Origin of the sequence: Streptomyces sp. NPDC048751 (genome assembly GCF_043198595.1) — a bacterium.
GTDB lineage: Bacteria > Actinomycetota > Actinomycetes > Streptomycetales > Streptomycetaceae > Streptomyces.
On sequence record NZ_JBICUX010000008.1, the window covers coordinates 462,477 to 487,875 of the forward strand.

Genomic DNA, 25,399 nt, shown 5'->3' on the forward strand with positions numbered 1-25,399 from the left:
GTTGGCGGGCAAGTGCCTTCACAGCTTCACCACATTGAGGGCGGGTCGTCACGGTGAGTGATTTTCTGGTCCGGTCCAACCGTCCCAGCAGGCCCGGGAAGCACCTCGTACCCCTCACTCAACTGCCGTACCAGAAGATCGGCATGGGGCCGGGAGGGGTCTTCGGCGAAGTGCCGCCGCTCCGCGCGGACCCATCCCGTCCAGAACTCGCGCTGCTCCTCCCCGTCCCGTGAGCGCCCCCGTTCCCAGGACTCCTCCGGTGGCAGTTCCATCCACAACAGCTGTGCGAGATGCGGGCGCAGGCTCCGCCGTCCGGCGCCGACCCCCTCGATCACGACGAAGGGGGCCGGCGGGAGCGCCCGCTCGGCTCCGAAGCGCCGGGCGCGCCAGTCGTAGGGGGAGTAGTGCGCCGTCTCGCCGCGGCCGAGCGGCTCGATCACCCGGGTCAGCAGGCGTGCGTCCCACGCGAAGAGCTCGTCGTGGGTCGCGATGTCGTCGAGGTGCAGGACCGGGGCGTCGTCCAGCTCTCGCGCCAACTCCCCGGCGAACGTGCTCTTTCCGGATCCGGCGTGCCCGTCGACGCCGATCAGGCGGACCGGTCCGCAGGACGGGGGGAGCCGACGGAGCCGGGAGACGAGGGTGTCGATGGTGGTTCCCTGGGGTGCGGCGGGGCTGGGCGGGTGGATTCTAGGGGCCTGGGGCGGGGCTCCCGGTGTGCCACCGGCTCCCGCCACCGGCCGAGACCAATGTTGCTCGCCGCGCCGTGCGGCGAAGTGCTGGCAGGAGCAGGTCGCTGCGTCCATAGTGGGCGCACAGCCGTGCAAAGGACCTGCCCCGACTCGGACACCTGGGGGTCTTCCACCCATGAGCAGAGCCGAACAGCCGTCCCGCAGAACCGTCCTGACCGCCGCGGTCGCCGCCGCGATGACCGGCGCCGCCGGCCCGGCGATGGCCGCCACCAGGCCCGACCCCACCGCGGGCCCCGGGCCCGACCCCGCACTCGGCACCCCATCCGACGCCGTGACCGATCCCGCCGCCACTCCCGCCCGCGCACCGGCCCGCCCGGTCGACAACCGCGCCTGGACCACGTACACCGACTGGTGCGGCGGCACCGCCAACGGCACCCGTGCCGTCGCCGGTACCCGTCCCGGCCTGGAGATCGCCGCTCCCGCCGGCACCACCGAGTACACCGACCCGCACACCGGCACGACCGCCACCTGGGAGTACGCGACCTGGACGTCCGGTGTGCACCGGCTCAACGTCCCCGCCTCGGAGGTGATCGCCTCCTGGAACGCGCGCACCCCGGCCGGCACCTGGATCCAGGTCGAGCTCACGGGGACGTACTCCGACGGCACGAGCGCCCCCTGGTACGTGATGGGCCGCTGGGCGGCCGGCGACCAGGACATCAGGCGGACCTCCGTCGACGACCAGACCGACGGCAAGAGCACCGTCTGGACGGACACCTTCGCGATCGACGACCCGTCGACCGGGCTGCGCCTCGTCTCGTACCGGCTGCGGCTCACCCTCTACCGCAGGCCCGGCACCAAGCTGACCCCCACCGTCTGGCGGCTCGGCGCGATGGGCTCCGACGTGCCCGACCGCTTCACCGTCCCGGCCTCGGTGCCCGGCCTCGCGCGGGAGCTGACCGTCCCGCGCTACTCGCAGGAGATCCACGCGGGCCAGTACCCGGAGTACGACAACGGCGGCGAGGCCTGGTGCAGCCCCACCTCCTCGCAGATGATCGTCGAGTACTGGGGCGGCCGCCTCACCTCCGAGGACCTGGCCTGGGTCGACCCCGCGTACGCCGACCCGCAGGTGTGCCACGCGGCCCGCCATACCTACGACTACCAGTACGCGGGCTGCGGGAACTGGCCGTTCAACGCCGCCTACGCGGCCACCTTCAAGGGCCTGCAGGGCGTGGTCACCCGTCTCGGCTCCCTCACCGACCTGGAGACACTGATCGCGGCCGGCATCCCGGCCATAACGTCCCAGTCCTTTCTCAAGGAGGAGCTCACGGGAGCCGGGTACGGCACGTCCGGGCACCTGATGACCGTGATCGGCTTCACTGCCGACGGTGACGTGATCGCCAACGACCCGGCCTCGCCGAACGACGAGGCGGTGCGGCGGGTCTACGGGCGGCGCGAGTGGGAAAATATCTGGCTGCGCACCAAGCGGTACAACGCCAGTGGCAAGATCGTCTCCGGGACCGGGGGCGTCTGCTACCTCTACTTCCCGGCCCACCCGACCGCGCGCCAGCGCGGCGCCCTCGCGGCGGTGGGCGTCCGCTGAACCGGCAGGGCCCCGTTTACCCGGGGCCCTGTGACCAACGTCTCCGCCGCAAAAGCCGCCGACGGTGGCAAGGTGGACGAATGAGCGCACCCGCCACCACAGCCCCGCGTGCCCGCACCGGCGGCCCCCGGGAAGACGGCCCGCAGATCCTCGAACACGTCATGGGCTGGACCCTCGTCGTGGTCGTCGCGATGCTCGTGGCGCAACTGGGACTGCTGTGATCTGAGCCTCGATCCGACCTGCCATACTGCGGATGTCCCGCCGCTCGTTGGAAGACCAGGGTCGAAATTGAATATCAGTCAACAGCGTGACGCTGCCCGCCCACGGCCGCGCGGCACCGAGCGCTCGCTGGCGCGCCGTACCGAACTCATCGCCATCGGGCGGAAGTTGTTCGCCGACACGTCGTACGACGCGCTCTCCATGGATGACATCGCCCGGCAGGCGCATGTCGCCAAGGGGCTGATCTACTACTACTTCCAGTCAAAGCGCGGCTACTACCTGGCGATCATCCAGGACTCCGTCGCCGACCTGGTCACCTTCGCGGCGAGCGGCCACCAACTGGCCGCCGTGGACCGCGTCCATCGCACGATCGACAGCTATCTGCGCTACGCCGAGCACAACCAGGCCGCGTACCGCACGATCGTCAGCGGGGGCGTCGGCTTCGACACCGAGGTGCACGCGATTCGGGACGGCGTGCGCGAGGCGATCGTCGCGACCATCGCCGAGGGCGCGTACGGCCGCAGCGACATCGCTCCGCTGGCCCGGATGGGTCTGCTGGGCTGGGTGTGCAGCGTCGAGGGCGCGACCCTCGACTGGATCGACCGCCCGGAACTGTCCCGGGACACCATGCGCGAACTCCTGGTGAGAACCCTGGGCGGCACCATGCGCGCCATCCAGGAGCTCGACCCCGCCTACCCGGCCCCGGAGTCCGCCCGCCGGGACGGCTGACGCGAGGGGCGGAGGCTCGTGGTCCTCCGCCCCAAGTCCCCCGTCGGCTCTGTCAGTTGATCGCCTTGATCAGCTCACCCCCCGCGGTGTCGCCGCTGAGCTCCCAGAAGAACGTCCCGCCCAGACCCTGCTGGTTCTTGTACGTCATCTTGGTCCCGATGGTCGCCGGGGTGTCGTAACTCCACCAGTTGGAACCGCACTTGGCGTACGCCGTCCCGGCCACCGTCCCCGTCGCCGGACACTTCGACTTCAGCACCTTGTAGTCCTCGATGCCCTGCTCGTACGTCCCCGCCGCCGGGCCGGTCGCGGTGCCGCCGGGGGCCGACTGGGTCACGCCGGTCCAGCCGCGGCCGTAGAAGCCGATGCCGAGGAGCAGCTTGGAGGCCGGGATGCCGAGGCCCTTGAGCTTGGCGATGGTCGCCGAGGTGTAGTAACCCGCCCTGGGAATGCCGGAGTAGGAGTTCAGCGGGGAGTGCGGGGCCGTCGGCCCGGTCGCGTCCCAGGCGCCGAAGAAGTCGTACGTCATCGGATTGTACCAGTTCACGTACTGCGCCGCGCCCGCGTAGTCCGCCGCGTCGATCTTGCCGCCCGGAGTCGCGTCCGCGGTGATCGCCGCGGTGACCAGGTTGCCGGAACCGAACTTGGCGCGCACCGCGGCCATGAGGTTCCTGAAGGCCGCCTTGCCGCTGGTGTCGCAGGTGTTGCCGCAGGCGTTCGGGTACTCCCAGTCGATGTCGATGCCGTCGAAGACGTCGGCCCACTTCGAGTTCTCGACCAGGTCGTAGCAGGACTGGGCGAAGGCGGCCGGGTTCCTCGCGGCCTCGCCGAAGCCACTGGACCAGGTCCAGCCGCCGAACGACCACAGGACCTTGAGGCCGGGGTGCTTCTTCTTCAGCTCGCGCAGCTGGTTGAAGTTGCCGCGCAGCGGCTGGTCCCAGGTGTCGGCGACGCCGTCCACGGACTCGGCGGCCGTGTAGGTGCGCTCGGTCGCCGCGTAGGAGTCACCCATGGCGCACTTGCCGCCGGTGACGTTGCCGAAGGCGTAGTTGATGTGGGTGAGCCGGGCCGCCGAGCCGGACGTCTCGATGTTCTTGACGTAGTACTTGCGGTCGTAGGTGCCCCATTCCGTGAAGTAGCCGACGACCTTGGAGCCGGCGGCGGCCTTCTCTCGCGCCGGCTCGGCCGTGGCCGAGCCCGCGCCGGCCAGCAGCCCGGCGCCGAGGACGGCGCAACACGCCGCGGAGACGAGCGCCCGGAAGAGGGCGCGGGGGCGGTGGCGAGTCTGCATCGGGTGTCTCCTCGTGGGGGAGAGGGGAACGCGCGCCGATTGGCATGACGCGGTCAAGCAGTGGCCGTGAGACTAGGAGGACTAGACCAGTACGTCAATGGTTCGGACCAATACCGGTGGCGCGTTTCCGAACGTGGGGGTAATTGTTTGAAGTGAGCGGCCGTTAACAAGTGACCCGCTCCGGTCGGCCGGGCATAATCAGCGCAGAGTCGCTGGTCAGCCGCTTCTGTGACCCGGGAGAAAGGGCCTCGGCCGGCACTCGGCGAAACCGCGGCGGAGTCGCCCCACCCACGGCGCACGTCCGCCGATGCGCCCGACAGGGAGGAGAGCGTCGCCATGCCCGACCGCGCCCCGCAGCCGGTGGACCGTCAGCTGCCCACGGAGGAGGCCCGGGATCTGATCTCGCTCGTCCGTGACATCGCGCAGCGCGAGATCGCCCCGAAGGCGGCCGACGAGGAGGACGCCGGGCACTTCCCGCGCGAGGTCTTCACCCTCCTGTCCGAGTCCGGGCTCCTCGGCCTGCCCTACGACTCCGAGTACGGCGGCGGCGACCAGCCCTACGAGGTCTACCTCCAGGTCCTGGAGGAACTGGCCGCCGCCCGCCTCACCGTCGGCCTCGGCGTCAGCGTCCACACCCTCGCCTCCTACGCGCTCGCCGCCTACGGCACCAAGGAGCAGCAGGTCGAGCACCTGCCCGCGATGCTCACCGGCGGCCTGCTCGGCGCGTACTGCCTCTCCGAGCCGTCCTCCGGTTCGGACGCCGCCTCCCTGCGGACGAGGGCGGTGCGCCAAGGCGACGACTGGGTGATCATGGGGACCAAGGCGTGGATCACGCACGGCGGGATCGCCGACTTCTACACGGTCATGGCCCGCACCGGCGAGGAGGGCTCGCGCGGGATCACCGCGTTCCTCGTGCCCGGCGACGCCGCGGGCCTGAGCGCCGCGGCGCCGGAGAAGAAGATGGGCATGAAGGGCTCACCCACCGCCCAGCTCCACCTCGACGGCGTACGGATCTCCGACGACCGGCGCCTCGGCGAGGAGGGCCAGGGCTTCGCGATCGCCCTGGCCGCGCTCGACTCCGGGCGGCTCGGCATCGCGGCCTGCGCGATCGGCGTGGCCCAGGCGGCTCTCGACGAGGCCGTGGCGTACGCGAGCGGGCGCCGGCAGTTCGGGCGGCCGATCTCCGACTTCCAGGGGCTGCGCTTCATGCTTGCCGACATGGCCACCCAGATCGAGGCCGGCCGGGCCCTGTACCTCGCGGCGGCACGGCTGCGCGACGCCGGACGGCCCTTCGCCAAGCAGGCGGCCATGGCGAAGCTGCACTGCACCGACACCGCGATGAAGGTCACCATCGACGCCGTCCAGATCCTCGGCGGCTACGGCTACACCGCCGACTTCCCGGCCGAGCGCTACCTGCGTGAGGCGAAGGTGCTCCAGATCGTCGAGGGCACCAACCAGATCCAGCGGATGGTCATCGCCCGTCACCTCGCGGGCCCCGAGACCCGCTGAACTGCCCCAGCATGACCTGCGGGGCCGCCAGCCTGACCCACTCCGGGTCATGGCGGCCCGGCAGGGTACGGCCCCGGTCGGCCCAGGCGCGCATCAGATCGCGGTAGATCGGCGGGTCCTGGGGCGGTGACGGGGGCGACGGCATCGATCCCACGGGCGGCGGCACGAAGGCGCGTTGCCGCCTCTCCACCGGATGAATGGGGGTCATACCAGGGCAACGCGCCGACCCGCGGCCAGGTCACCGCTCCGTGGAATCGGGCATGAGTTCTTGGACGTCCTCATTGAGCCGACGGATGTCCGACCCGCACCTGTCGAGCGAGCGTCCGCCTGACGTACTGTCAATTCCCTTGTCCCCAGGGAGGATTGTCTTGCCCGTGCCCGACGACCGCCCCGTACCGCTCGACGAGTACCCCGTGCACCAGGCGCCCCTGTCGATGCGGCACGTGACGACCGGCGACCGCAACGCCCACGACCGCTCCGTCTTCCACGTCTTCGACCACGAGGGCCGCGCCCTGCTGGTCACCGGGCTCGGCGTGTACCCCAACCTGGGGGTCATCGACGCCTACGCGACCCTCCGCCTCGGGGACACCCTGCACGCGGTACGGGCCTCGGACGCGCTCGGCGACGACCGGATGCGGCTCGAGGTGGGCCCGCTGCGCACCACCGTCGAGCGTCCGCTGCGGGACTTCGTGCTGAGCTGCGCGCCGGACCCGGACGACCCGGAGGGGCTGTCGTACGAGATCCAGTGGTCGGCGGACTTCCCCGCGCTGTGGGAACCGCATCACGAGCAGCGGCGCGGTGGACGGCTGACTGTGAACGCCAAACGCTTTGTGCAGGCGGGTCGTTGCGTCGGCTGGATCCAGGTGAGCGGAGAGCGGATCCGGCTCAGGCCCGGCGCGTGGACCGGTACCCGCGGCCGCGGTTGGGGGGTGCGGCCCGTCCCCGGCGAGGACGGCGGACGGCTCGCGCGGGACCATCCGGCCGAGGGCCTGCACCGGATCTGGTGCCCGGTCCGCTTCGACGACCGCTTCCTGATGGTCCTCACCGAGGAGGACGCGGACGGCCACCGCTCGCTCAACGACGCGACCCTCGTCCGCCCGGGTCACCGCGACCGCCAACTCGGTTGGCCCCAGGCGGAGATCACCTACCGCTCCGGCACCCGGCACCCCGAACGCGTCCTCGTCCACCTCGGCGACATCCGCAAACCGCTGGAGCTGGAGGCGGAGGTCCTCGCCTCGTCCCCGCTCGCCCTGGGGGCCGGTCACGCACCTGCCGGTGACTGGCAGCACGGCACCTGGCACGGCCCCGGCTGGATCGACCGCCGGACCTACGACCTGACGGAGCCGCACCCGGTGACCGCGCAGGGGGTCACCGCCCATGCCGCCCGCTTCCGGTTGGACGGCCAGGTCGGCTACGGCATCTTCGAGCACGGCTCGTTCGGACGTCACGACCTGAGCGGCTTCACGCACTGATCCCGCACCACGACAGCCTGCCGGAGGGCACGGCGTGCGGTGGCGCGGGGCAGCTACGGAAGGTGCGCGGAAGGCTCGTGAGCGGAAGGGCTCAGGCGGCCTGGCGCCGCATCGTCGGCACCCGCATCGGGCGCGAGCCCGGGCCGCCGACGTGCGAGAAGGGCTGGGTCCGCCAGTCGAGCCCCTGAGGGAGCGTCAACAGCAGGGCGGTGTCCTGCTCCTGGAGGTCCCCGGACTCGTCCGCGGACCGGGCGTCGGAGGCCCGGCGTCCGGTACCGGCGCAGACCGTCAGCCCGAACGGGTTCCACGGCGAGGCGCACAGCGCGTGCTCCGGCAGGACCTCCTCGTCCGCCAGCAGCGCGATGGGCTGCGCGCAGTCCGGGCAGATCACCCGGTACATCTCGAAGGTGTCGTACGCGTCGAGTTCCTCGCCGTCGATGTCGTTGAGGTCGTCGGGTTCGACGCCCTCCGGCGTGGGCTCGACGACCAACTGCGGGCGCTTGGGCACGGTGCGACCAGGGCGCTTAAGACTCTGCATGGGTTTCTCCCCCTCGGGCTGGGCCGTGAAGGCTGCTGCGGCCTCGACCACAGCAAGCACTTCCCGTCCCGTCTCGGCGGTAATCACGAGACCATCACGAAGCCTTTTCGAGGGCTGTGGCGTTCGTCACATGCCAGTCGCAGATGCCCCGGGCCCCCGTTTTGTCCCCCGGATGGCTCACAGGCGACTCTCGGCCACATCACGAACCGGGCATGACCTGGGCCGCTGAGTATCCGAGGAGATCAGAGGCCATGTAGGTTCTTGCGCCATGGAGGAGCTGGACCGACAGATCGTGCAGCTGCTCGTCAAGGACGGGCGGATGAGTTACACCGACCTGGGCAAGGCCACGGGCCTGTCCACGTCTGCCGTGCACCAGCGGGTGCGCCGGCTGGAGCAGCGGGGCGTCATCCGCGGGTACGCCGCGGTCGTCGACCCGGAGGCCGTCGGGCTGCCCCTGACCGCCTTCATCTCGGTGAAACCGTTCGACCCCAGCGCCCCCGACGACATCGCGGACCGCCTCTCCGGCGTTCCCGAGATCGAGGCCTGCCACAGCGTCGCCGGCGACGAGAACTACATCCTCAAGGTCCGCGTCTCGACCCCGCACGAGCTGGAGGAACTCCTGGCCCGGCTGCGGACGCTGGCGGGGGTGTCGACGCGCACGACGGTCGTCCTGTCGACGCCGTACGAGGCCCGGCCGCCGCGGATCTGAGAGCGGAGGGCCGCCGGGTGGTTGTGGCCCATGTGCGGCGCCCCCGGTGCAGCCCGCGCGCCGCCGCGCGAGAAACTGTCCGTCATGAGTGAACGCGCCCCCGACCCGACCACCGTCCTCCTCCGCCGAGGAGAGGTGCACAGCCCCGCCGACCCCTTCGCAACCGCGATGGTCGTGGAACGAGGGCAAGTCGCCTGGGTCGGATCGGAAGGCGCCGCCGACGCCTTCGCGGACGGCGTCGACGAGGTGATCGACCTGGACGGCGCGCTCGTCACCCCCGCGTTCACCGACGCCCACGTGCACACCACCGCCACCGGCCTCGCCCTGACCGGCCTGGACCTGTCCGACGCTCCCTCCCTGGACGCGGCCCTCACCCTCGTACGGGACTTCGCCGCCGCCCGCCCGCACGACCGCGTCCTGCTCGGACACGGCTGGGACGCCGCCCGCTGGCCCGGCGGCCGCCCCCCGACGCGCGCCGAACTCGACGAGGCCACGGGCGGCCGCCCCCTGTACCTGTCCCGCATCGACGTCCACTCGGCGGTCGTGACGACCGCCCTCCTCGACATGACCCCGGGCCTCGGCACGGCGGACGGCGCCCTGGATCCGGAGGGCCCCCTCACCCGCGACGCCCACCACGCCGTACGCGCCGCGGCGTTCGCGGCCGTGACGCCGGAGCAGCGTGCCGAGGCCCAGCGGGTCGCCCTCGCGCACGCCGCCTCCCTCGGCATCGGCTCCGTCCACGAGTGCGCCGGCCCGCAGATCTCCTCCGAGGACGACTTCACGGCCCTGCTGCGCCTCGCCGCCGCCGAGCCCGGCCCGCGGGTCGTCGGCTACTGGGCCGAGCGGGACGTGCGCAAGGCCCGGGAACTGGGCGCGTCCGGCGCCGCCGGGGACCTCTTCGTCGACGGCGCCCTCGGCTCGCACACCGCCTGCCTGCACGAGCCGTACACCGACGCCGACCACTCCGGCACCGCCTACCTGGACGCGGCCGGGGTCGCCGCCCATGTCGTCGCCTGCACCGAGGAGGGCCTCCAGGCGGGTTTCCACGCCATCGGCGACGCCGCGGTGACCGCCGTCGTCGAGGGCGTACGGGCCGCCGCCGACAAGGTCGGCCTGGCTCGCGTCCGTGCCGCCCGGCACCGCGTCGAGCACGCCGAGATGCTCACCCCGGACACCGTCGCGGCCTTCGCCGAGCTCGGCCTGACGGCCTCCGTGCAGCCCGCCTTCGACGCGCTGTGGGGCGGCGAGGACGGCATGTACGCCCAGCGCCTCGGCGCGGCACGGGCCAGGACCCTCAACCCCTTCGCGGCGCTGCTGCGGGCCGGCGTCCCGCTCGCCTTCGGTTCCGACAGCCCGGTCACCCCGCTGGACCCGTGGGGCACGGTCCGTGCGGCGGCCTTCCACCGCACCCCGGAGCACCGGATCTCCGTACGCGCCGCGTTCACCGCCCACACGCGCGGCGGCTGGCGGGCCGTGGGACGCGACGACGCGGGCGTCCTGGTGCCCGGCGCGCCCGCCGACTACGCCGTGTGGCGCACCGACGCCCTCGTGGTCCAGGCGCCCGACGACCGGGTCGCCCGCTGGTCCACCGACCCCCGTTCCGGCACCCCCGGACTGCCCGACCTGACCCCGGGCCACGACCTGCCGGTCTGCCTGCGCACCGTCGTGGGCGGACGGACGGTGTTCGTACGGCCGGGCGAGTGATCTACCGGGGTGGCGCGGCGTTGATCACCCCGCGCCACGCCGTCGCGCGACCTGCGCATCCTCTGCGCTGACCAGGGCTTTGGTCGCATACCCGCAGGTCAAACGACTGTTGACAGGCGACTGCGGGAGGCCGGTAGGTTCGGCCGGGTCCACCACCGGACGCCCGACCGGGGAATGTCCGCCGACTCGCCGCGGCGCCGCTGGGTCAGGGGCGGTGTGCCGCACCGGGGCACCGTCACTGGGAGCCAGGCACAGCGCCCGCACCGCGGCGAGGGAACGTTGCAGCCGGTCAGGGAGGTGTGACCCGGGTGGGGCCCGGGCGCTCAGTAGACAACGGCTTTCGGTCGACCCGCAGCCAGCGGGCCCCAGGTCGGCCCGAAGGGCGCCGGGCCCCCATCCGCAGCACTCCATACAAGGCGAAAAGCACCCTCTTACCCCGGCCTTGTGGAAACGACACCACCATACGAACGTTTTGTCGCGTCACCGCAGACCGCGACCATTATGGTGGTCCTGTGCTTACGGACACGAAGGGGCAGCAGTGAACGACGGCGACGGGACCCTCGCGGCTCAGGACCGAGGGAGGCAGTTCGGCCCGCTCGGTACGCCCTTGGTGATCATCCCGACCTACAACGAGGCGGAGAACATCAAGACCATCGTCGGCCGGGTGCGGAAGGCGGTTCCCGACGCCCACGTCCTGGTCGCCGACGACAACAGCCCCGACGGCACCGGCAAGCTCGCCGACGAGCTGGCCGCCGACGACGACCACGTCCACGTACTGCACCGCAAGGGCAAGGAAGGCCTCGGCGCCGCCTACCTCGCCGGCTTCCGCTGGGGCCTGGACAAGGGCTACGGCGTACTGATCGAGATGGACGCCGACGGCTCCCACCAGCCGGAGGAACTGCCCCGCCTCCTGACCGCCCTCAAGGGCGCCGACCTCGTCCTCGGCTCGCGCTGGGTGCCGGGCGGCCGGGTCGTGAACTGGCCGAAGTCCCGTGAGGTCATCTCCCGGGGCGGCAGCCTCTACTCGCGCCTCGCCCTCGACCTGCCGCTGCGAGACATCACGGGCGGCTACCGCGCCTTCCGCCGCGAGACCCTGGAGGGCCTGGGCCTCGAAGAGGTCGCCTCCCAGGGCTACTGCTTCCAGGTCGACCTGGCCCGCCGCGCGGTCAAGGCCGGCTTCCACGTCGTGGAGGTCCCCATCACCTTCGTCGAGCGTGAGCTCGGCGACTCCAAGATGAGCCGCGACATCCTCGTGGAGGCGCTGTGGCGGGTCACGGCGTGGGGCGTGGGGGAGCGGGTCGGCAGGATCGCGAGCAACGGCAAGAAGGACAAGCCGAAGCAATAGCCGCACGAAGGGTGCTCGCCCCCCTTAGGGGGCCTTGCGCTATGCCCGTCCGGGTCGCGCGGCCTGGCACCGCACCTCGCCGCATTGCCGAAAAAGCCCAGGTAGCTCCTCCCCCACTCTCGACTTCGCTCGAGCGGGGGCACCCCCATCCAGGGCTCTCCGGCGCCTTGCGATGCACGGCACCAGACCACGCGACCTGATCGGACGGGCATAGCGCAAGGACCCCTTATGCCGTGCTGAGCCGGGTCCCGGCACACTGGAGGCATGACGACAGGCGCTTCGACCCCTTCCTTCTCCACTCGACCCCGACGTTCCCGTCTGCGCACCTTCCTGCCGCTGGGCATCGTCGCGTGGCTGGTGCTGGAGATCTGGCTGCTCACCGTGGTCGCCGGTGCGGCGAGCGGCTTCGTGGTCTTCCTGCTGCTGCTCGCCGGGTTCGTGCTCGGCTCGGTCGTCATCAAGCGAGCGGGCCGGCGCGCCTTCCAGAACCTGAACGAGGCGTTGCAGCGCGGCGGCTCCCCGTCGAGCGGCGGGGGCAACGGGCTGATGATGCTCGGCGGCCTGCTGCTGATGATCCCGGGGCTGGTCTCGGACGCCGTGGGTCTGCTCCTGCTGATCCCGCCGGTCCAGAAGGCCGTCGCCGGCTACGCGGAACGCACGGTGGACCGCAAGCTCCGCGAGGCCGCCTCCGGGAGCCTGGGTGACGCCTTCCAGCAGGCCCGCATCCACCGCCCCGACGGCAAGGTCGTCCCGGGCGAGGTCGTCCGCGACGAGCCGGGGACGTACGGGGACACCCCGCGGGGGCCCGTACCGCCGCTCACGCACTGAGGCCTGACCCGCCGGCCGGTCGCGGGCACACCAACGACCGCGGGCGCCGTACGTGCGATCGACGTACGGCGCCCGCGGTCACTGGCGCTTGCTCGCGGCCTCCCGCTATGCGGACTTGCGGCTGTCCCGGGGATGAACCGCGAGGTTCATCGCGCCGGAGCGCAGAACGGCCAGCCGCTCCTCGAGGACCTCTTCGAGTTCCTCGCGGGTGCGCCGTTCCATCAACATGTCCCAATGTGTACGCGCGGGCTTGGCCTTCTTCTCCTCAGGGCCGTCGCCGTCCACGAGGAGTGCCTGGGCCCCGCAGACCTTGCACTCCCACTCCGGCGGGATCTCCGCCTCGACCGAGAAGGGCATCTCGAAGCGGTGCCCCTTCTCGCATGCGTACTCCACGGCCTGGCGCGGGGCCAGGTCGATGCCGCGGTCCGTCTCGTAGCTGGTCACCACGAGGCGCGTGCCGCGAAGAGCTCGCTCACTCATGAATCGTGCCTCCCGGGCTTGTCGCCCACAGGACAGGTGTGTCGCTGTCGTCGTCATCCGGTCAACGTCCGGTCGGCGGTAAAGATTCCCGTCCCGTGTCCCGTTCCGGGTCATGCGTCGCCGTCGTAGCCGCAGCCTTGTCAACCAGTGCAGTACCCACCGTCGCCCGGTTTGTCACGTCTGCTAGCAGATGTCACCCAGCGTTTCGTCATCTTTGACGCGCAGTAACGGTACGCCTGGCAGGCCAAACGCGTACACTACAGCGCTTTCGCCCTGAGTGCTAAATCCGTTCGGGAACGGGATTGCCCGCGTCGCCGATCGCCCGCCGCACCGGCACCCGCGCGAGCAGCACGAACCCGAGCACGAAGAACACCACCAGCGAGATGATCGCGTCGCGATAACTCCCGGTCAGCTGGTACGTCAGACCGAACAGAAGGGGGCCGAGCCAGCTCATCCCGCGGTCGCTCACCTCGTACGCCGAGAAGTACTCGGCCTCCTTGCCGGGCGGCACGAGGTGCGAGAACAGCGAGCGGGACAGCGCCTGGCTGCCGCCGAGCACGAGCCCGATCCCCGCGGCCAGCACGAAGAACCACACCGGCGCCCCGGCCGGCAGGAAGTACCCCGCCCCCAGCGTCACCGTCCACGCCACCAGCGAGCCGAGGATCGTGCGCTTGGCGCCGTAGCGCCGGGCCAGCAGCCCCATGCCCAGGGCGCCCGCCACCGCCAGCACCTGCACCAGCAGCACAGCCGCGATCAGGGTCGACTGGCCGAGGCCCAGCTCTTCGGAGCCGTAGACCGACGCCTGGCTGATCACGGTCTGGATGCCGTCGTTGTAGACGAGGTACGCCAGCAGGAAGGCGAGGGTCAGGGGGTGGCGGCGCATGTCGCGGATCGTCGCCGCGATCTGGCGCAGCCCGGGCAGGGCCGCCGCCTCCCGCGCGGGGGAGCGGTGGTCGCGCAGTCGTCGTAGCGGCACGAGGGTGAAGGCACCCCACCACAGGCCGGCCGACGCCAGACAGATGCGCACGGCCGTGGTCTCGGACACACCGAAGGCGTCGTGGCCGAGATAGAGGGCCAGGTTGGCGATCAGGACGAGGGAGCCCGCCGCGTACCCGAAGGCCCAGCCCCGGGAGGAGACCGCGTCGCGCTCCTCGGGCGGGGCGATCTGCGGGAAGTAGGAGTTGTAGAGCATCATCGCGACCGACTGCGCGGCGTTCGCCACGACCAGCAGCACACCGCCCAGCAGATAGCGGTCGCCGTCCAGGAAGAACATGCCCGTCGTCGCCACGGCCCCCGTGTAGGCGGCAGCCGCCAGCAGCGGCTTCTTGCGCCCCGTGCGGTCGGCGGCGGCGCCCACCAGGGGCATGACCAGGACGGCCAGGATCACCGACAGGGACACCGAGTACGCGAAGAAGGACCCGGCCCGCACCGGGATGCCCAGGGGATGGACGTAGCCGTCGGCGTCCGCGGCCGACTTGGCGACCGATGTCAGGTAGGGGCCGAGGAACACGGTGAGCACGCTCGTCGAGTAGACGGAGCACGCCCAGTCGTAGAAGTACCAGCCGCGCTGCTCGCGCCGCCGTCCCGCGGCGTCGTCGGCCGCGTCCGTCCGCACGGTGTCGATGCCCACCCGTGCCCTCGCTTCCCCGCCGCAGTGCCGTGCGAAGGCTCGGGCGGGGGTCCCGGGCGGTCAGACCCAGACGCCCCGGTCCTCCAGGACCTTGCGCAACGTGTCGATGTGATCGGTCATGATGCCATCGACTCCCAGATCCAGGAGCCGGTGCATCCGATCCGCCTCGTTGATCGTCCACACGTGCACCTGCAGCCCACGCGCGTGCGCGGCGCGGACGAAGCGGTGGTCCACCACCTGGATGCCCGACTGCACCTCGGGCACCTGCGCGGCCACCGCCGAGCTGCGCAGCGCCGCCGGGACACCCCAGGAGCGCAGCCGCAGGTTGAGCACGCCCCGGGTGCCGTACGAGGTCGCCAGGCGCGGACCGGCCAGCCGCTGGGCGCGCAGCACGCGGGCCTCGGAGAACGAGCCGACGCAGATCCGGTCCCAGGTGTTGGTCCGCCCGATCAGGTTCAGCAGGGGGTGGAGCGCCGGCTCGGCCTTGATGTCGACGTTCCAGCGCACCTCGGGGAAGGTCTCCAGGAGCTCCTCGAACAGGGGGACCGGTTCCTTGCCTGCCACGCGCGCGTGCCGTACGTCCTTCCACGGCAGGTCCGCGATACGGCCCGCGCCGTCGGTGACCCGGTCCAGCGTGGCGTCGTGGAAGGCGACGAGCCTGCCGTCCAGCGTGGCGTGGACGTCCGTCTCGATGTACCGGTAGCCCGCCCCGACCGCGCGCCGGAACTGCGCCACGGTGTTCTCCAGGCCGTCCGCCGCCCCGCCGCGGTGCGCGAAGGCGAGGGGGCCCGGATGGTCGAGATAGGGGTGGCGTATGAGCGTGGTCACCTGGGCAGTATCACCCCTTTGGGTGTCCTTGCGGCAACCACCGTGCTGCCTCCGGATGCCGTCGGTACGGCGAACACGCGCAGGAAGAGCTGGGCGAGCGGGCCGATCGACACCGCGTACAGCAAGGTGCCGACGCCGATCGTGCCGCCGAGGGCGAACCCGGTCACCACGACCGCCACTTCGACCGCCGTGCGCATCAGGCGGATCGAGCGGCCCGTGCGCTGGTGCAGTCCCGTCATCAGCCCGTCCCGTGGGCCCGGACCGAACCGCGCGGCGATGTAGAGGCCGGTGGCCGCGCCGTTGAGCACGAGCCCGGCGGCGAGCAGCGGCAACCGCACAGTCAGGCCGTGTGCCTCGGGGAGCAGGGCGAGCGTGCCGTCCAGGGCGATTCCGACGACGAAGACGTTGGACACGGTGCCGAGGCCCGGGCGCTGGCGCAGCGGGATCCACAGGAGCAGCACCGCCGCGCCCACCACGACGGACACCTCGCCGATCGTCAGGCCGGTGAGCTCGGCCAGGCCCTGGTGCAGCACGTTCCAGGGTTCCAGGCCCAGGCCCGCCTCGACGAGCAGGGCGGAGCTGGCGCCGTAGAGGGCGAGGCCGGCGTAGAGCTGGACGAGCCGTCGGACCAGGTGACCTCTTGCGCGGATCTGCGTGGACAAGCGTGCCCCCGGTGGTAGTAGTGGCCTGACTCGTGACACTCTGTGGCTTGGGAAGAGAAGCCATCCAGGGCCAATTCAGGGAAGGTGGACTGGTAATCATGGCGCAGTGGACCTCGGCAGTGGGGCCGGCGCAACTCGCCCGCCTGCTCACGTCCCAGCAGGACCGCCCCGCGGGCCCCGGCACCCGCCGTCCGCCCGCCTATCGCGCGCTCGCCGACGGCATCCGGCTGCTCGTGCTGGAGGGGCGCGTTCCGGTGGCGGCCCGGCTGCCCGCCGAACGGGAACTGGCCCTGTCCCTGTCCGTCAGCCGCACCACCGTCGCCGCCGCCTACGAGGCGCTGCGTTCCGAGGGCTTCCTGGAGTCCCGGCGCGGCGCGGGCAGCTGGACCGCCGTACCGGCCGGAAACCCCCTTCCCGCGCGGGGGCTCGAACCGCTCCCGCCCGAGGCGCTCGGCTCGATGATCGACCTGGGCTGCGCGGCGCTGCCCGCACCCGAGCCGTGGCTCACCCGTGCCGTGCGGGGCGCGCTGGAGGAACTGCCGCCGTACGCGCACACGCACGGCGACTATCCGGCGGGCCTGCCCGCCCTGCGCGCCATGATCGCCGAGCGCTACACCGCGCGCGGTATCCCCACCATGCCCGAGCAGATCATGGTGACGACCGGTGCGATGGGCGCCATCGACGCGATCTGCCATCTGTTCGGCGGGCGGGGCGAACGCATCGCCGTCGAGTCGCCCTCCTACGCCAACATCCTTCAGCTCATGCGTGAGGCGGGCGCCCGGCTCGTGCCCGTCGCCATGGCGGAGGGTCTCGCCGGGTGGGACCTGGACCGCTGGCGTCAGGTGCTGCGCGAGGCCGCGCCGCGCATCGCGTACGTCGTCGCCGACTTCCACAATCCCACCGGCGCGCTGGCCGACGACGACCAGCGGCGGCGGCTCGTGGACGCGGCGCGCTCGGCCGGCACGGTGCTGATCGCCGACGAGACGATGAGCGAGCTGTGGCTGGACGAGGACGTGGAGATGCCGCGGCCGGTGTGCGGGTTCGACCGCGCCGGGTCCACCGTGATCACCGTCGGGTCGGCCAGCAAGGCGTTCTGGGCCGGGATGCGCATCGGGTGGGTGAGGGCCGCTCCGGATGTGATCCGCAGCCTGGTCGCCGCGCGGGCGTACGCCGATCTGGGCACGCCGGTGCTGGAGCAGCTGGCGGTGAACTGGCTGTTCAGCACCGGTGGGTGGGAGCAGGCGGTGGAGCTGCGGCGGGAGCAGGCGCGGGAGAACCGGGACGCGTTGGTCGCGGCCGTGCGGCGGGCGTTGCCGGAGTGGGAGTTCGAGGTCCCCCAGGGCGGACTGACGCTGTGGGTACGGGCCGGGGGGCTCTCCGGGTCGCGGCTCGCCGAGGCGGGGGAGCGGGTGGGTGTGCGGGTGCCCTCCGGGCCCCGGTTCGGGGTCGACGGGGCCTTCGAGGGGTATGTGCGGTTGCCGTTCACCGTGGGGGGCGCGGTGGCCGAGGAGGCCGCGGTGCGGTTGGCCGCGGCGGCGCGCGTGGTGGAGAGCGGGGGGACGGCGGGGGTGGAGGCGCCGCGGACGTTCGTGGCGTAGCGAACCCACCCCGCCCGCACCGGTCGAGGGACCCGCTCACGCGCTCTCGGCCACCACCGCTTCCACCGGCACCGGCTCCGGCTCCTCGTCCGCCGGTGTCGTCAGCGGCGGCAACAGATCCAGTACCGCCTGACGCTGCGCGTCCGTCGTCGCGTCGTCGTACGGGTCCGGCGTCGCCGGCACCTGGAGGCGGTGGACCGGTCCGGTGCCCAGGCGGGCGTAGCCGCGGCCCGGGGGGACGTGGGCGATGGGGGTCGTGTGCGGCCGGGCGCCGAGCAGGGACTCCAGTTGCCCGGCGGTGGCCGGGCCGAGGGCGACACGCGCGCGCGTGTGCTGTCGTACCGCGTCGCTCAGGGTGTCCACGCCGTCGAACTGTTCGGCGACGACCACCGTCACGTTGGCCGCGCGGCCGTGCCGGAGGGGGACCTGGAGCATGGACTGCGGGTCCTTGCGACCGTCGGCCTCGGCCAGGTGGGTGAATGTCGTGGGGCGGTCCAGGAGGACCCACAAGGGGCGCCTGGTGTCGTCCGGCGCCGGGTGGCCCGCCTGACGGGCGCGGTTGGCCGCGATGAGCCGCCGCTCCGTCTCGTGGGCGGCCCATTCCAGGCTCGCCAGGGCGCCGGCCAGGCCGACCTCGACCGCCAGTACACCGTCCCGGCCGGTCAGGCAGGCGTACTCGCCGGTGCCGCCGCCGTCGACGACGAGGACGTCTCCGTGCTGCAGGGCCTGGAGTGCGACGGAGCGCAGCAGGGTGGATGCCCCGCTGCCCGGCTGGCCCACGATCAGCAGGTGCGGCTCGGAGGAGCGGACGCCGGTGCGCCAGACGACCGGCGGCACGTCGCGCCGTTCCTCACCATGGGTGAGGGGGAGCGTGCGCTGGACCTGGGTGGGGTCGGTGAAGCCGAGGACCGTCTCGCCGGGGGCGGTGACGAAGCGCTGGGCGGCGATGTCGGTGGGGAGCGGGGAGAGGACGGTGACCGTGAGTTCGTTGCCCTCCTCGTCCCAGGTGAAGTGGTACTCGCGACCGCGGCCCGACTTCGCGGTGAGCAGCAGCTCGACACGGGCGCGGGCCTCGGCCTCGCCGTCCGGGAAGTACGCCGGGTAGCGGATGACGAGGTGACTGACGCGGCTCGAGCCGTCGAACTCGTACGCCGGGAAGGCCTTCTCCCACTCGCCGCCGTGGGCGTAGAGCGGAGCGGGGTCCTCGGCGGTCGAGAAGTAGGGCACCAGGGCCTCGTACAGCGACTGGAGGCGCTGGGTCTGGGACTCGTCGGGACCCTCGGGTTTCGCCGCTCTGCCTTCCCGGCCGTGCCAGGCTGCCGCCGCCATCAGGGTGATGACGGCGAACAGCGGTCCGTACGGCAGGAGCGCCACGACCAGGACCACCGACGTCACCAGGAGCAGCAGCGGTCCGCGCCGGTCCTTGGGGGCGTCGGCCCACTTGCGCCGCCCGGCCGAGGCCAGCCGGCGCATGCCGCGGGTGATCGTGATCAGCGGGTGGAGGACATCGGTGGCGCTGTCGGCCGCCGTCCGGGCCAGCTCCCGGCTCCGGGCGATCTGCGCGCTGCCAGTGCTCAGGATGCGGGGGAGGGGGCGCCGGGCCACTGCTGTCTCCTGATGGTGCGTACGGAAGGGACGGACGGCGAGGCGGACGGCGTCAGAACTTGATGCCGCCGAGGAGGCTCGCCAGGCTCTCGCCGCCGGCCTTGATGCTCGGGGCGATGGCCGTACTGGCCAGGTAGAACCCGAACAGGGCCGAGACCGTCGCGTGTGACGCCTTGAGCCCGTCCTTGCGGAAGAACAGGAACACGATGATGCCGAGCAGGACCACGCCTGAGATGGACAAGATCATTTGAGGTCTCCTGGTTGGTGGGGACAGTCACCATGAGTACTTCCAGGCTCACAGGATGTATCCATACGATAAAAGGTGCAACTGGGTGGAATGCGACTGATTTCACTCAGGCGGCAGGTCTCGTCCTGGCCCCATGAGCAGGGCTGACGCGTCCCTCGGGGGCCGAGGTGATCTTTGCCTGGGACGCGGCCGGTCATGTGCGCCGGAAGCCAGTACTCTGGCGATTCACCTGAACGGTTGTAGCGAGAGGCGGACCGGCCGATGACTGAAGCCCCCGACCCCGAGGTCGTGGAGCTGGCGACCAAGATCTTCGATCTGGCCCGGCAGGGGCAGACCGAGGCGCTCGTGGCGTACGTCGACGCGGGTGTTCCGGCCAACCTCACCAACGACCGGGGCGACTCCCTCGTGATGCTCGCCGCCTACCACGGCCATGCCGGGGCGGTGCGGGTGCTGCTGGAGCGCGGCGCCGACGCGGACCGCGTCAACGACCGAGGCCAGACCCCGCTCGCGGGGGCCGTCTTCAAGGGTGAGGAAGAGGTGATCCGGGCCCTGCTCGACGCCGGAGCCGACCCCTCCGCGGGCACTCCGTCAGCCGTCGACACGGCGCGGATGTTCGGCAAGGCGGACCTGCTGCAGCTCTTCGGCGCGCAGTGATCCGTAGCTCGTGAACAGGTAAAACGCAGTTCCTGACAAGGTAATCCTACGACCACGGGGGAGGCGGTACGGGGCCGCCGGAAATTTCGGTCGCGGCAGGCTGAGCTGCCGAGTCATCATGACGACGTGATTCACGGACGCGATGGCTGGGCAGGTGTTGCCGCACCGCGCGGGCCGTGATGCGGTCCGCATGGGCCACCGACGAGAGGCAGAGGAAGATGGTCTACAGCAAGCAAGAGACGGCGGGCGCTCCGACGTGTTGTCACGCGGCCAGGTAATGCGTGTTCCCCGGTTGCGTCGACGCTTGATGTGAGGCTGTTTCCCATGTTCGATCCGGTCATAGCGCCCAGCGGTACGCTGCTCGGCCTGCTCCAGCGGGGCCGCGGCGACGGCACGCTGCACGCGCTCACCGCCCCGCGGGCCGACGCGCTCGCGGCACTGAACCACTGTGTGCTGCGCGACCCCCGCCACGACTGGCAGGTGGAGAACCGCTCCCTGTACTACGCCCGTCTCATCCTCGACCTGAACGGCGAGCTGGACGAGATCGAGGCGCACCTCTTCGACGTCGAGGACGCCTTCGACAGCGACGAGTCCCGCACGGGCCTCGCCCTCGCCGTCCTCGGCCACCTCGCCTCCTACGGCAGGCGCGACGCCCTCGAACTGCTGCGCAGGTACGCCGCCACCGGCACCAACTGGGCCTGGGCCCTCGACGAGCTCGCCCTGCGCGACGACGACGCCGGTCTGCGCGCCCTGGCCGCGCCCGTGCTGGCCCGTTTCGCCACCGACGCCGAGGGCGAGGCGGAACTCGCCGCCACCGTGCGCGACGCCTTCGAACCACGGCCCTGGCGGCTGTGGGCCGACGACCCGCGCGACTACGTCTCCACACGCGTGCGTGCCGCCCAGGAGACCGGCTGCTTCGACCGGTGGCAGCGGCAGATGCGCCCCGCGGGCCCCCGCCCGGGCTGGAGTGTGCAGGCCGTCTTCGAGTGGGCCCAGCAGGGCATCGAACGCGGCGCCGCCCTCCATGTCCCGGCCGCGCGCTGCCTCAGCGCCGTGGCGGGCCCCGAGGACCGCCCCGAGATCGTCCGAGCGGCCCAGGAGGGCACCGACGGAGCGCGCTGCACCGCGCTGCGCTACCTCGCCGACAGCAATGATCCCGACGCCCTCGACCTGATCGAGGGCGCCGTGGTCACCGGCACGACGGCCGTCGTGGACGCCGCCGTCGACGCCTTCGAACGCATGCGCAGCATCGCCGCCGTCGACCGGGCCCGCGGCTGGGTCCACCGGCCCGACGCCCTCGGCGCCGCCGCCGGCCGCATGCTCGCCTGTAGGGGCGGCGCCCAGGACAGCGACCTCGTCCTCGGCGCCCTGCGCGAGGCCGTACGCGGCGAAGGGCCCGACGCACCCACCCTGTGGACCCTCGTCGACGGCGCCGGGCGGCTCGGCATCGCCTGCGCCGCACCGGTCCTGCGGCACATCTACCGCGAGACAGCCTCGTCCCATCTGCGCGGGCGCTGCGCCCGCGCACTGGCCGCCACCGACCCCTCCTTCCCCACGGGTTTCGCCGTCGAATGCCTCTGGGACTGCGAGGAGACCACCCGCGAGGTCGCCGCCCGGCACGCCGAGACCGGTGACGTCCGCGTCGTCGAGCGACTGCGCCGACTCGCCGCCGATCCCGCCGAGGAGGCCGAGGTGCAGACCGCCGTACGCAGCCGGATCGGGCCGGACGCCGCGTCGACGATGTGAACACCGGGTAGAGGCATGCCCGCCGGGTGAACGGGGGATGACGCGCGGGTCGGGCGGGCATGGACGTGGTCTGACCTGCGGGGTCGCGCCGCGCAACGCTCACAGGACGTTTGTCGTCCGGAAAGATCCACTTTGACGCGGCCACGTCCGGTACGGCGACAACACCGGTATGCGTGTCGTCATCGTGACCGAATCCTTTCCCCCCGATGTGAACGGCGTGGCCCACTGCGCGCTCCAGACCGCCCGGCACCTCGTGGATCGCGGTCATCTCCCGCTCGTCGTCGCGCCGGCCACCGCCGCCGGTAACGGGCCCGACGCCTCGGCGCCGTGCCCCGTCGTCCGTGTCCCCTCCCTCCCCCTCCCCGGCTACCCCCAGGTCCGCGTCGCCCTCCCCAGCCGACGCGTCGCCGCGGCCATCACCGATCACCGCGCCGACCTGGTCCACCTGGCCAGCCCCTTCGTCCTCGGCGTGCGCGGCATGACCGCCGCCGCCCGGCTCGGCATACCCGCCGTGGCCGTCTACCAGACCGACCTGGCCGGATACGCCCGCACCTATGTGCACGCGGGTGAGGCGGCCGCCTGGCGGCGCATCCGCTCCGTGCATGCCGCCGCCGACCTCACCCTCGCTCCCTCCAGCGCAGCCCTGCACGACCTGGAGGCACACGGCGTGCCCCGGGTGCGGCTGTGGCCCCGGGGCGTGGACACCGTCCGCTTCCGCCCCGAGCTGCGCGACGAGGCGCTGCGGCGCGAGCTCGCCCCGAACGGCGAGCTGATCGTCGGCTACGTGGGGCGCCTCGCTCCTGAGAAGCACGTCGAACTGCTCGCCGGCACGTGCGGGCTGCCCGGCGTACGTGTCGTGGTCGTGGGCGACGGTCCGAGCCGGCCCGGGCTCGCGGAGGCGCTGCCCGGAGCGGTCTTCCTGGGCCGTCGTACCGGCGACGACCTCGCGCGGATCTTCGCCTCGTTGGACGTGTTCGCGCACACCGGCCCCTTCGAGACGTTCTGCCAGACCGTGCAGGAGGCCATGGCCAGCGGTGTCCCCGTCGTGGCGCCCGCCGTGGGCGGTCCGCTGGACCTGGTCGCCCACGGGCGTACCGGGCTGCTGGTCCCGCCGCGCGAGGCCGCCGCCGTACGGGACGCCGTGAGCACACTGGCCGCCGATCCCGCGTTGCGCGCCGCCTACGGGGCCGCCGGGCGGGCCACGGTCGAGGGGCGCACCTGGGCCGCCGTCGGCGACCAGCTCATCGGGCACTACGCCGGTGTGCTGGCGGCACGGAAGCACGTGGTGGCGGCATGAGTACGCCTTCGCTGCGGATCGTACGGCTCGCCAACTTCGTCGCCCCCTCGTCCGGGGGCCTGCGCACGGCGCTGCGCGAGCTCGGCAAGGGCTTCAAGGCTGCGGGCCACGAGCCCGTGCTGATCGTCCCCGGTGAGTGCGCGAGTGACCGTGAGACCGAACAGGGCCGGGTGATCACCCTGCCCGGGCCGCTGCTCCCGGGCACCGGCGGCTACCGCGTCCTCACCGACAAGCGGCGCGTGGCCGGGGTCCTGGAGGAGCTCGCCCCCGACCGTCTGGAGGTGTCCGACCGTACGACGCTGCGGTGGACCGGCAGGTGGGCGCGCCGGGCCCGGGTGCCCGCCGTCATGGTCTCCCACGAGACCGCCGACGGCGTGCTGCGGACCTGGGGCCTGCCGGAGGGCGCTGCCCGGCGCGCCGCCGACGCCCTCAACGTCCGTACGGCCCATACGTACGCGCGCGTGGTGTGCACCACGGAGTTCGCCGAGCGCGAGTTCGTGCGGATCGGCGCCCGCAACGTCGTACGGGCCCCGCTCGGCGTCGACCTCGTGCAGCGGCACCCCGCGCTGCGCGACCCGTCGCTGCGGGCACGGTACGCGCGCGTGGACGAGACCCTGCTGGTGATGTGCTCCAGGCTGTCCGTGGAGAAGCGGCCCGGCACCGCGCTGGACGCCCTCGAGACGCTGCTGCGGCGCGGTCGGCGGGCGGTGCTGGTGGTGGCCGGGGACGGGCCGTTGAAGTCCCGGCTCGAACAGCGGGCGCGCGAGCGGGGCTTGCCGGTGACGTTCCTCGGGCACGTCGCCGACCGCGGCCTCCTCGGCGCGCTCCAGGCCTCCGCGGACGTCTGTCTGGCGCCGGGGCCCGCCGAGACGTTCGGGCTCGCCGCGCTGGAGGCGATGGCGTGCGGGACGCCCGTGGCGGTGAGTTCGTCGTCCGCGCTGCCGGAGGTGATCGGATCCGCCGGCGCCACCGCGGCCGACCACGGGGCGGGCTTCGCGGACGCCGTGAGCATGCTCCTCGACCGCTCCGAGCACGAGCGGCGGGAGGCCGCACGCGCGCGTGCGGAGGGCTTTGGCTGGGGCGCGGCTGTGGAGGCGTTCCTGGCGGCGCACGACGCGACGGTGCGGCTGCGGCCCCATGTGCGCGGAGGCGTCGGATGAGAACCGTCCGATTCGTGGCGCTCGGGGACTCACTGACCGAGGGGGTGGGTGATCCCGTGGGTGACGGGTGGCGCGGCTGGGCCGCGCTGCTCGCCGACGGACTCGCCCAACAGCCCCAGGACGCGGTGGAGTTCACCAAGCTCGCGGTCAGCGGGGCGCAGACGCGTGACGTGCTGGAACGGCAACTGCCCGCCGGTCTCGCACTGCGACCGGACCTCGCCTCCGTCGTCGTCGGTGTCAACGACACCCTGCGCTGCACCTTCGACATCCAGGCCGTCGCCGAACGGCTCGACGCGGTGTACGCCGCCTTCACCGGGCAGGGCGCGGTCCTCCTCACCGCGTGCCTGCCCGACCCGGGCGCGATGCTGGGCCTGCCCGGTGCTCTCGCCCGCCCGCTGGCCCGGCGGCAGCGCGCGGTCAACGCCGTCGTGCACGCGCTGTCCGACCGGTACGGGGCCGTGCATTTGCATGCCGCGGAGGGCGAGTGGCTCACCGACCGCGCGTTGTGGAGCGCGGACCGGCTGCACCCGGGCGAGGGCGGGCACCGGCAACTCGCCGTGCGGTTCCACGCGCTGCTGGCGGAGGCGGGCCTCGCGACGGGCAGGGCGCCCTCGCCGGAGCCCGAGTTCCCCGCGCCCACGAAGTCGGCGAGCCTGCGGTGGCTGGCCACCGCGGGCACCGGGTGGGTGGCCCGCAGGTGCACCGACCTGCTGCCGCAACTGCTCACCCTCGCCGCCGACGAGATCCGTCATCGCGCGCGGGGCACGAGTGCCCGGCTCGACCTGCGGGCGTCCGCGGCGGTGTCGGCGGCGCTGGCGGCACTGTCGGTGGGGGAGCAGCGGGCGGACGCCGCGTGAGCCTC

At 72.3% G+C, this 25,399-nt stretch carries 25 protein-coding genes; 15 read left to right on the plus strand and 10 right to left on the minus strand.

From position 1 onward, the window contains the following. Positions 1-26: 26 nt before the first annotated feature. Positions 27-686, minus strand: coding sequence for a uridine kinase (locus tag ACGFNV_RS26980; RefSeq protein WP_393625683.1), 660 nt, complete (start codon positions 684-686; stop codon positions 27-29). 178 nt (positions 687-864) lie between these two features. On the opposite strand from ACGFNV_RS26980, the gene ACGFNV_RS26985 reads away from it, so the two are divergent. The 3 genes from ACGFNV_RS26985 (at position 865) to ACGFNV_RS26995 (ending at position 3,237) form a co-directional block, all read left to right on the plus strand. Further along, a complete protein-coding gene (locus tag ACGFNV_RS26985) occupies positions 865-2,289 on the plus strand; it encodes a peptidase C39 family protein (RefSeq protein WP_393625568.1) in 1,425 nt (474 codons plus the stop codon). Between the two features lie 80 nt (positions 2,290-2,369). Next, positions 2,370-2,510, plus strand: coding sequence for an SCO1431 family membrane protein (locus ACGFNV_RS26990; protein ID WP_393625569.1), 141 nt, complete (start codon positions 2,370-2,372; stop codon positions 2,508-2,510). A 67-nt stretch (positions 2,511-2,577) separates the two neighbouring features. After that, on the plus strand, positions 2,578-3,237 hold the full coding sequence (locus ACGFNV_RS26995) for a TetR/AcrR family transcriptional regulator (protein WP_393625571.1): 660 nt from the start codon (positions 2,578-2,580) through the stop codon (positions 3,235-3,237). Between the two features lie 52 nt (positions 3,238-3,289). Here ACGFNV_RS26995 and ACGFNV_RS27000 read toward each other — a convergent pair whose 3' ends face one another. Then, positions 3,290-4,525: a glycoside hydrolase family 18 protein gene (locus tag ACGFNV_RS27000; protein WP_393625573.1), complete on the minus strand. Its 1,236-nt coding sequence runs from the start codon at positions 4,523-4,525 to the stop codon at positions 3,290-3,292. Positions 4,526-4,861: 336 nt separating this feature from the next. Between ACGFNV_RS27000 and ACGFNV_RS27005 the strand changes: the two genes are divergently transcribed. Next, a complete protein-coding gene (locus ACGFNV_RS27005) occupies positions 4,862-6,034 on the plus strand; it encodes an acyl-CoA dehydrogenase family protein (RefSeq protein ID WP_393625575.1) in 1,173 nt (390 codons plus the stop codon). On the opposite strand, the gene ACGFNV_RS27010 is transcribed toward ACGFNV_RS27005, so the two are convergent. Then, complete coding sequence (locus ACGFNV_RS27010; protein WP_393625577.1) at positions 5,997-6,242, minus strand: hypothetical protein; 246 nt, start codon at positions 6,240-6,242, stop codon at positions 5,997-5,999. The genes ACGFNV_RS27005 and ACGFNV_RS27010 overlap by 38 nt on opposite strands. 166 nt (positions 6,243-6,408) lie before the next feature. Between ACGFNV_RS27010 and ACGFNV_RS27015 the strand changes: the two genes are divergently transcribed. After that, a complete protein-coding gene (locus tag ACGFNV_RS27015) occupies positions 6,409-7,506 on the plus strand; it encodes a hypothetical protein (protein WP_393625685.1) in 1,098 nt (365 codons plus the stop codon). A 91-nt stretch (positions 7,507-7,597) separates the two neighbouring features. Here the strand turns inward: ACGFNV_RS27015 and ACGFNV_RS27020 are convergent, their stop codons facing one another. Then, positions 7,598-8,044: a hypothetical protein gene (locus ACGFNV_RS27020; RefSeq protein ID WP_393625579.1), complete on the minus strand. Its 447-nt coding sequence runs from the start codon at positions 8,042-8,044 to the stop codon at positions 7,598-7,600. 268 nt (positions 8,045-8,312) lie between these two features. On the opposite strand from ACGFNV_RS27020, the gene ACGFNV_RS27025 reads away from it, so the two are divergent. The 4 genes from ACGFNV_RS27025 (at position 8,313) to fxsA (ending at position 12,630) form a co-directional block, all read left to right on the plus strand. Next, positions 8,313-8,753 carry an Lrp/AsnC family transcriptional regulator gene (locus ACGFNV_RS27025; RefSeq protein ID WP_133929563.1) on the plus strand — a complete coding sequence of 147 codons (441 nt, stop codon included), beginning with the start codon at positions 8,313-8,315 and terminating at the stop codon, positions 8,751-8,753. Between the two features lie 84 nt (positions 8,754-8,837). Continuing rightward, entirely contained in the window at positions 8,838-10,457 is a 1,620-nt protein-coding gene (locus tag ACGFNV_RS27030) for an amidohydrolase (protein WP_393625581.1), read from the plus strand. A 538-nt stretch (positions 10,458-10,995) separates the two neighbouring features. Next, positions 10,996-11,802, plus strand: coding sequence for a polyprenol monophosphomannose synthase (locus tag ACGFNV_RS27035; RefSeq protein ID WP_393625583.1), 807 nt, complete (start codon positions 10,996-10,998; stop codon positions 11,800-11,802). Between the two features lie 264 nt (positions 11,803-12,066). Next, positions 12,067-12,630, plus strand: a complete 564-nt coding sequence (fxsA, locus tag ACGFNV_RS27040) for an FxsA family membrane protein (RefSeq protein WP_393625584.1) — start codon at positions 12,067-12,069, stop codon at positions 12,628-12,630. A gap of 105 nt (positions 12,631-12,735) precedes the next feature. On the opposite strand, the gene ACGFNV_RS27045 is transcribed toward fxsA, so the two are convergent. The 4 genes from ACGFNV_RS27045 to ACGFNV_RS27060 form a co-directional block, all read right to left on the minus strand. Further along, entirely contained in the window at positions 12,736-13,110 is a 375-nt protein-coding gene (locus ACGFNV_RS27045) for an RNA polymerase-binding protein RbpA (protein WP_010357981.1), read from the minus strand. 280 nt (positions 13,111-13,390) lie between these two features. Next, positions 13,391-14,740: an MFS transporter gene (locus ACGFNV_RS27050; RefSeq protein ID WP_393625586.1), complete on the minus strand. Its 1,350-nt coding sequence runs from the start codon at positions 14,738-14,740 to the stop codon at positions 13,391-13,393. Between the two features lie 60 nt (positions 14,741-14,800). Further along, entirely contained in the window at positions 14,801-15,568 is a 768-nt protein-coding gene (locus ACGFNV_RS27055; RefSeq protein WP_393625588.1) for a glycerophosphodiester phosphodiesterase, read from the minus strand. Further along, a complete protein-coding gene (locus tag ACGFNV_RS27060) occupies positions 15,565-16,230 on the minus strand; it encodes a YitT family protein (protein WP_393625590.1) in 666 nt (221 codons plus the stop codon). The genes ACGFNV_RS27055 and ACGFNV_RS27060 overlap by 4 nt, the downstream gene beginning before the upstream one ends. 98 nt (positions 16,231-16,328) lie before the next feature. On the opposite strand from ACGFNV_RS27060, the gene ACGFNV_RS27065 reads away from it, so the two are divergent. Beyond that, on the plus strand, positions 16,329-17,828 hold the full coding sequence (locus ACGFNV_RS27065) for a PLP-dependent aminotransferase family protein (protein WP_393625592.1): 1,500 nt from the start codon (positions 16,329-16,331) through the stop codon (positions 17,826-17,828). A 36-nt stretch (positions 17,829-17,864) separates the two neighbouring features. Here ACGFNV_RS27065 and ACGFNV_RS27070 read toward each other — a convergent pair whose 3' ends face one another. Both ACGFNV_RS27070 and ACGFNV_RS27075 read right to left on the minus strand, forming a co-directional pair. Then, positions 17,865-19,433: a hypothetical protein gene (locus ACGFNV_RS27070; RefSeq protein WP_393625594.1), complete on the minus strand. Its 1,569-nt coding sequence runs from the start codon at positions 19,431-19,433 to the stop codon at positions 17,865-17,867. Between the two features lie 52 nt (positions 19,434-19,485). Beyond that, the gene (locus ACGFNV_RS27075; RefSeq protein WP_393625596.1) at positions 19,486-19,680 is read right to left on the minus strand and encodes a hypothetical protein; all 195 of its coding nucleotides are present in this window, start codon (positions 19,678-19,680) and stop codon (positions 19,486-19,488) included. A gap of 261 nt (positions 19,681-19,941) precedes the next feature. On the opposite strand from ACGFNV_RS27075, the gene ACGFNV_RS27080 reads away from it, so the two are divergent. The 5 genes from ACGFNV_RS27080 to ACGFNV_RS27100 all read left to right on the plus strand — a co-directional run bounded on the left by ACGFNV_RS27080 (position 19,942) and on the right by ACGFNV_RS27100 (position 25,394). Continuing rightward, complete coding sequence (locus tag ACGFNV_RS27080) at positions 19,942-20,334, plus strand: ankyrin repeat domain-containing protein (RefSeq protein ID WP_393625598.1); 393 nt, start codon at positions 19,942-19,944, stop codon at positions 20,332-20,334. A 324-nt stretch (positions 20,335-20,658) separates the two neighbouring features. Further along, entirely contained in the window at positions 20,659-22,080 is a 1,422-nt protein-coding gene (locus tag ACGFNV_RS27085) for a HEAT repeat domain-containing protein (protein ID WP_393625600.1), read from the plus strand. Between the two features lie 169 nt (positions 22,081-22,249). Next, positions 22,250-23,377 carry a glycosyltransferase family 4 protein gene (locus ACGFNV_RS27090; protein WP_393625602.1) on the plus strand — a complete coding sequence of 376 codons (1,128 nt, stop codon included), beginning with the start codon at positions 22,250-22,252 and terminating at the stop codon, positions 23,375-23,377. Beyond that, positions 23,374-24,537: a glycosyltransferase gene (locus ACGFNV_RS27095; RefSeq protein ID WP_393625604.1), complete on the plus strand. Its 1,164-nt coding sequence runs from the start codon at positions 23,374-23,376 to the stop codon at positions 24,535-24,537. The genes ACGFNV_RS27090 and ACGFNV_RS27095 overlap by 4 nt, the downstream gene beginning before the upstream one ends. Further along, positions 24,534-25,394, plus strand: coding sequence for an SGNH/GDSL hydrolase family protein (locus ACGFNV_RS27100; RefSeq protein WP_393625606.1), 861 nt, complete (start codon positions 24,534-24,536; stop codon positions 25,392-25,394). Before ACGFNV_RS27095 ends, ACGFNV_RS27100 begins: the two co-directional genes overlap by 4 nt. Positions 25,395-25,399: the final 5 nt, after the last annotated feature.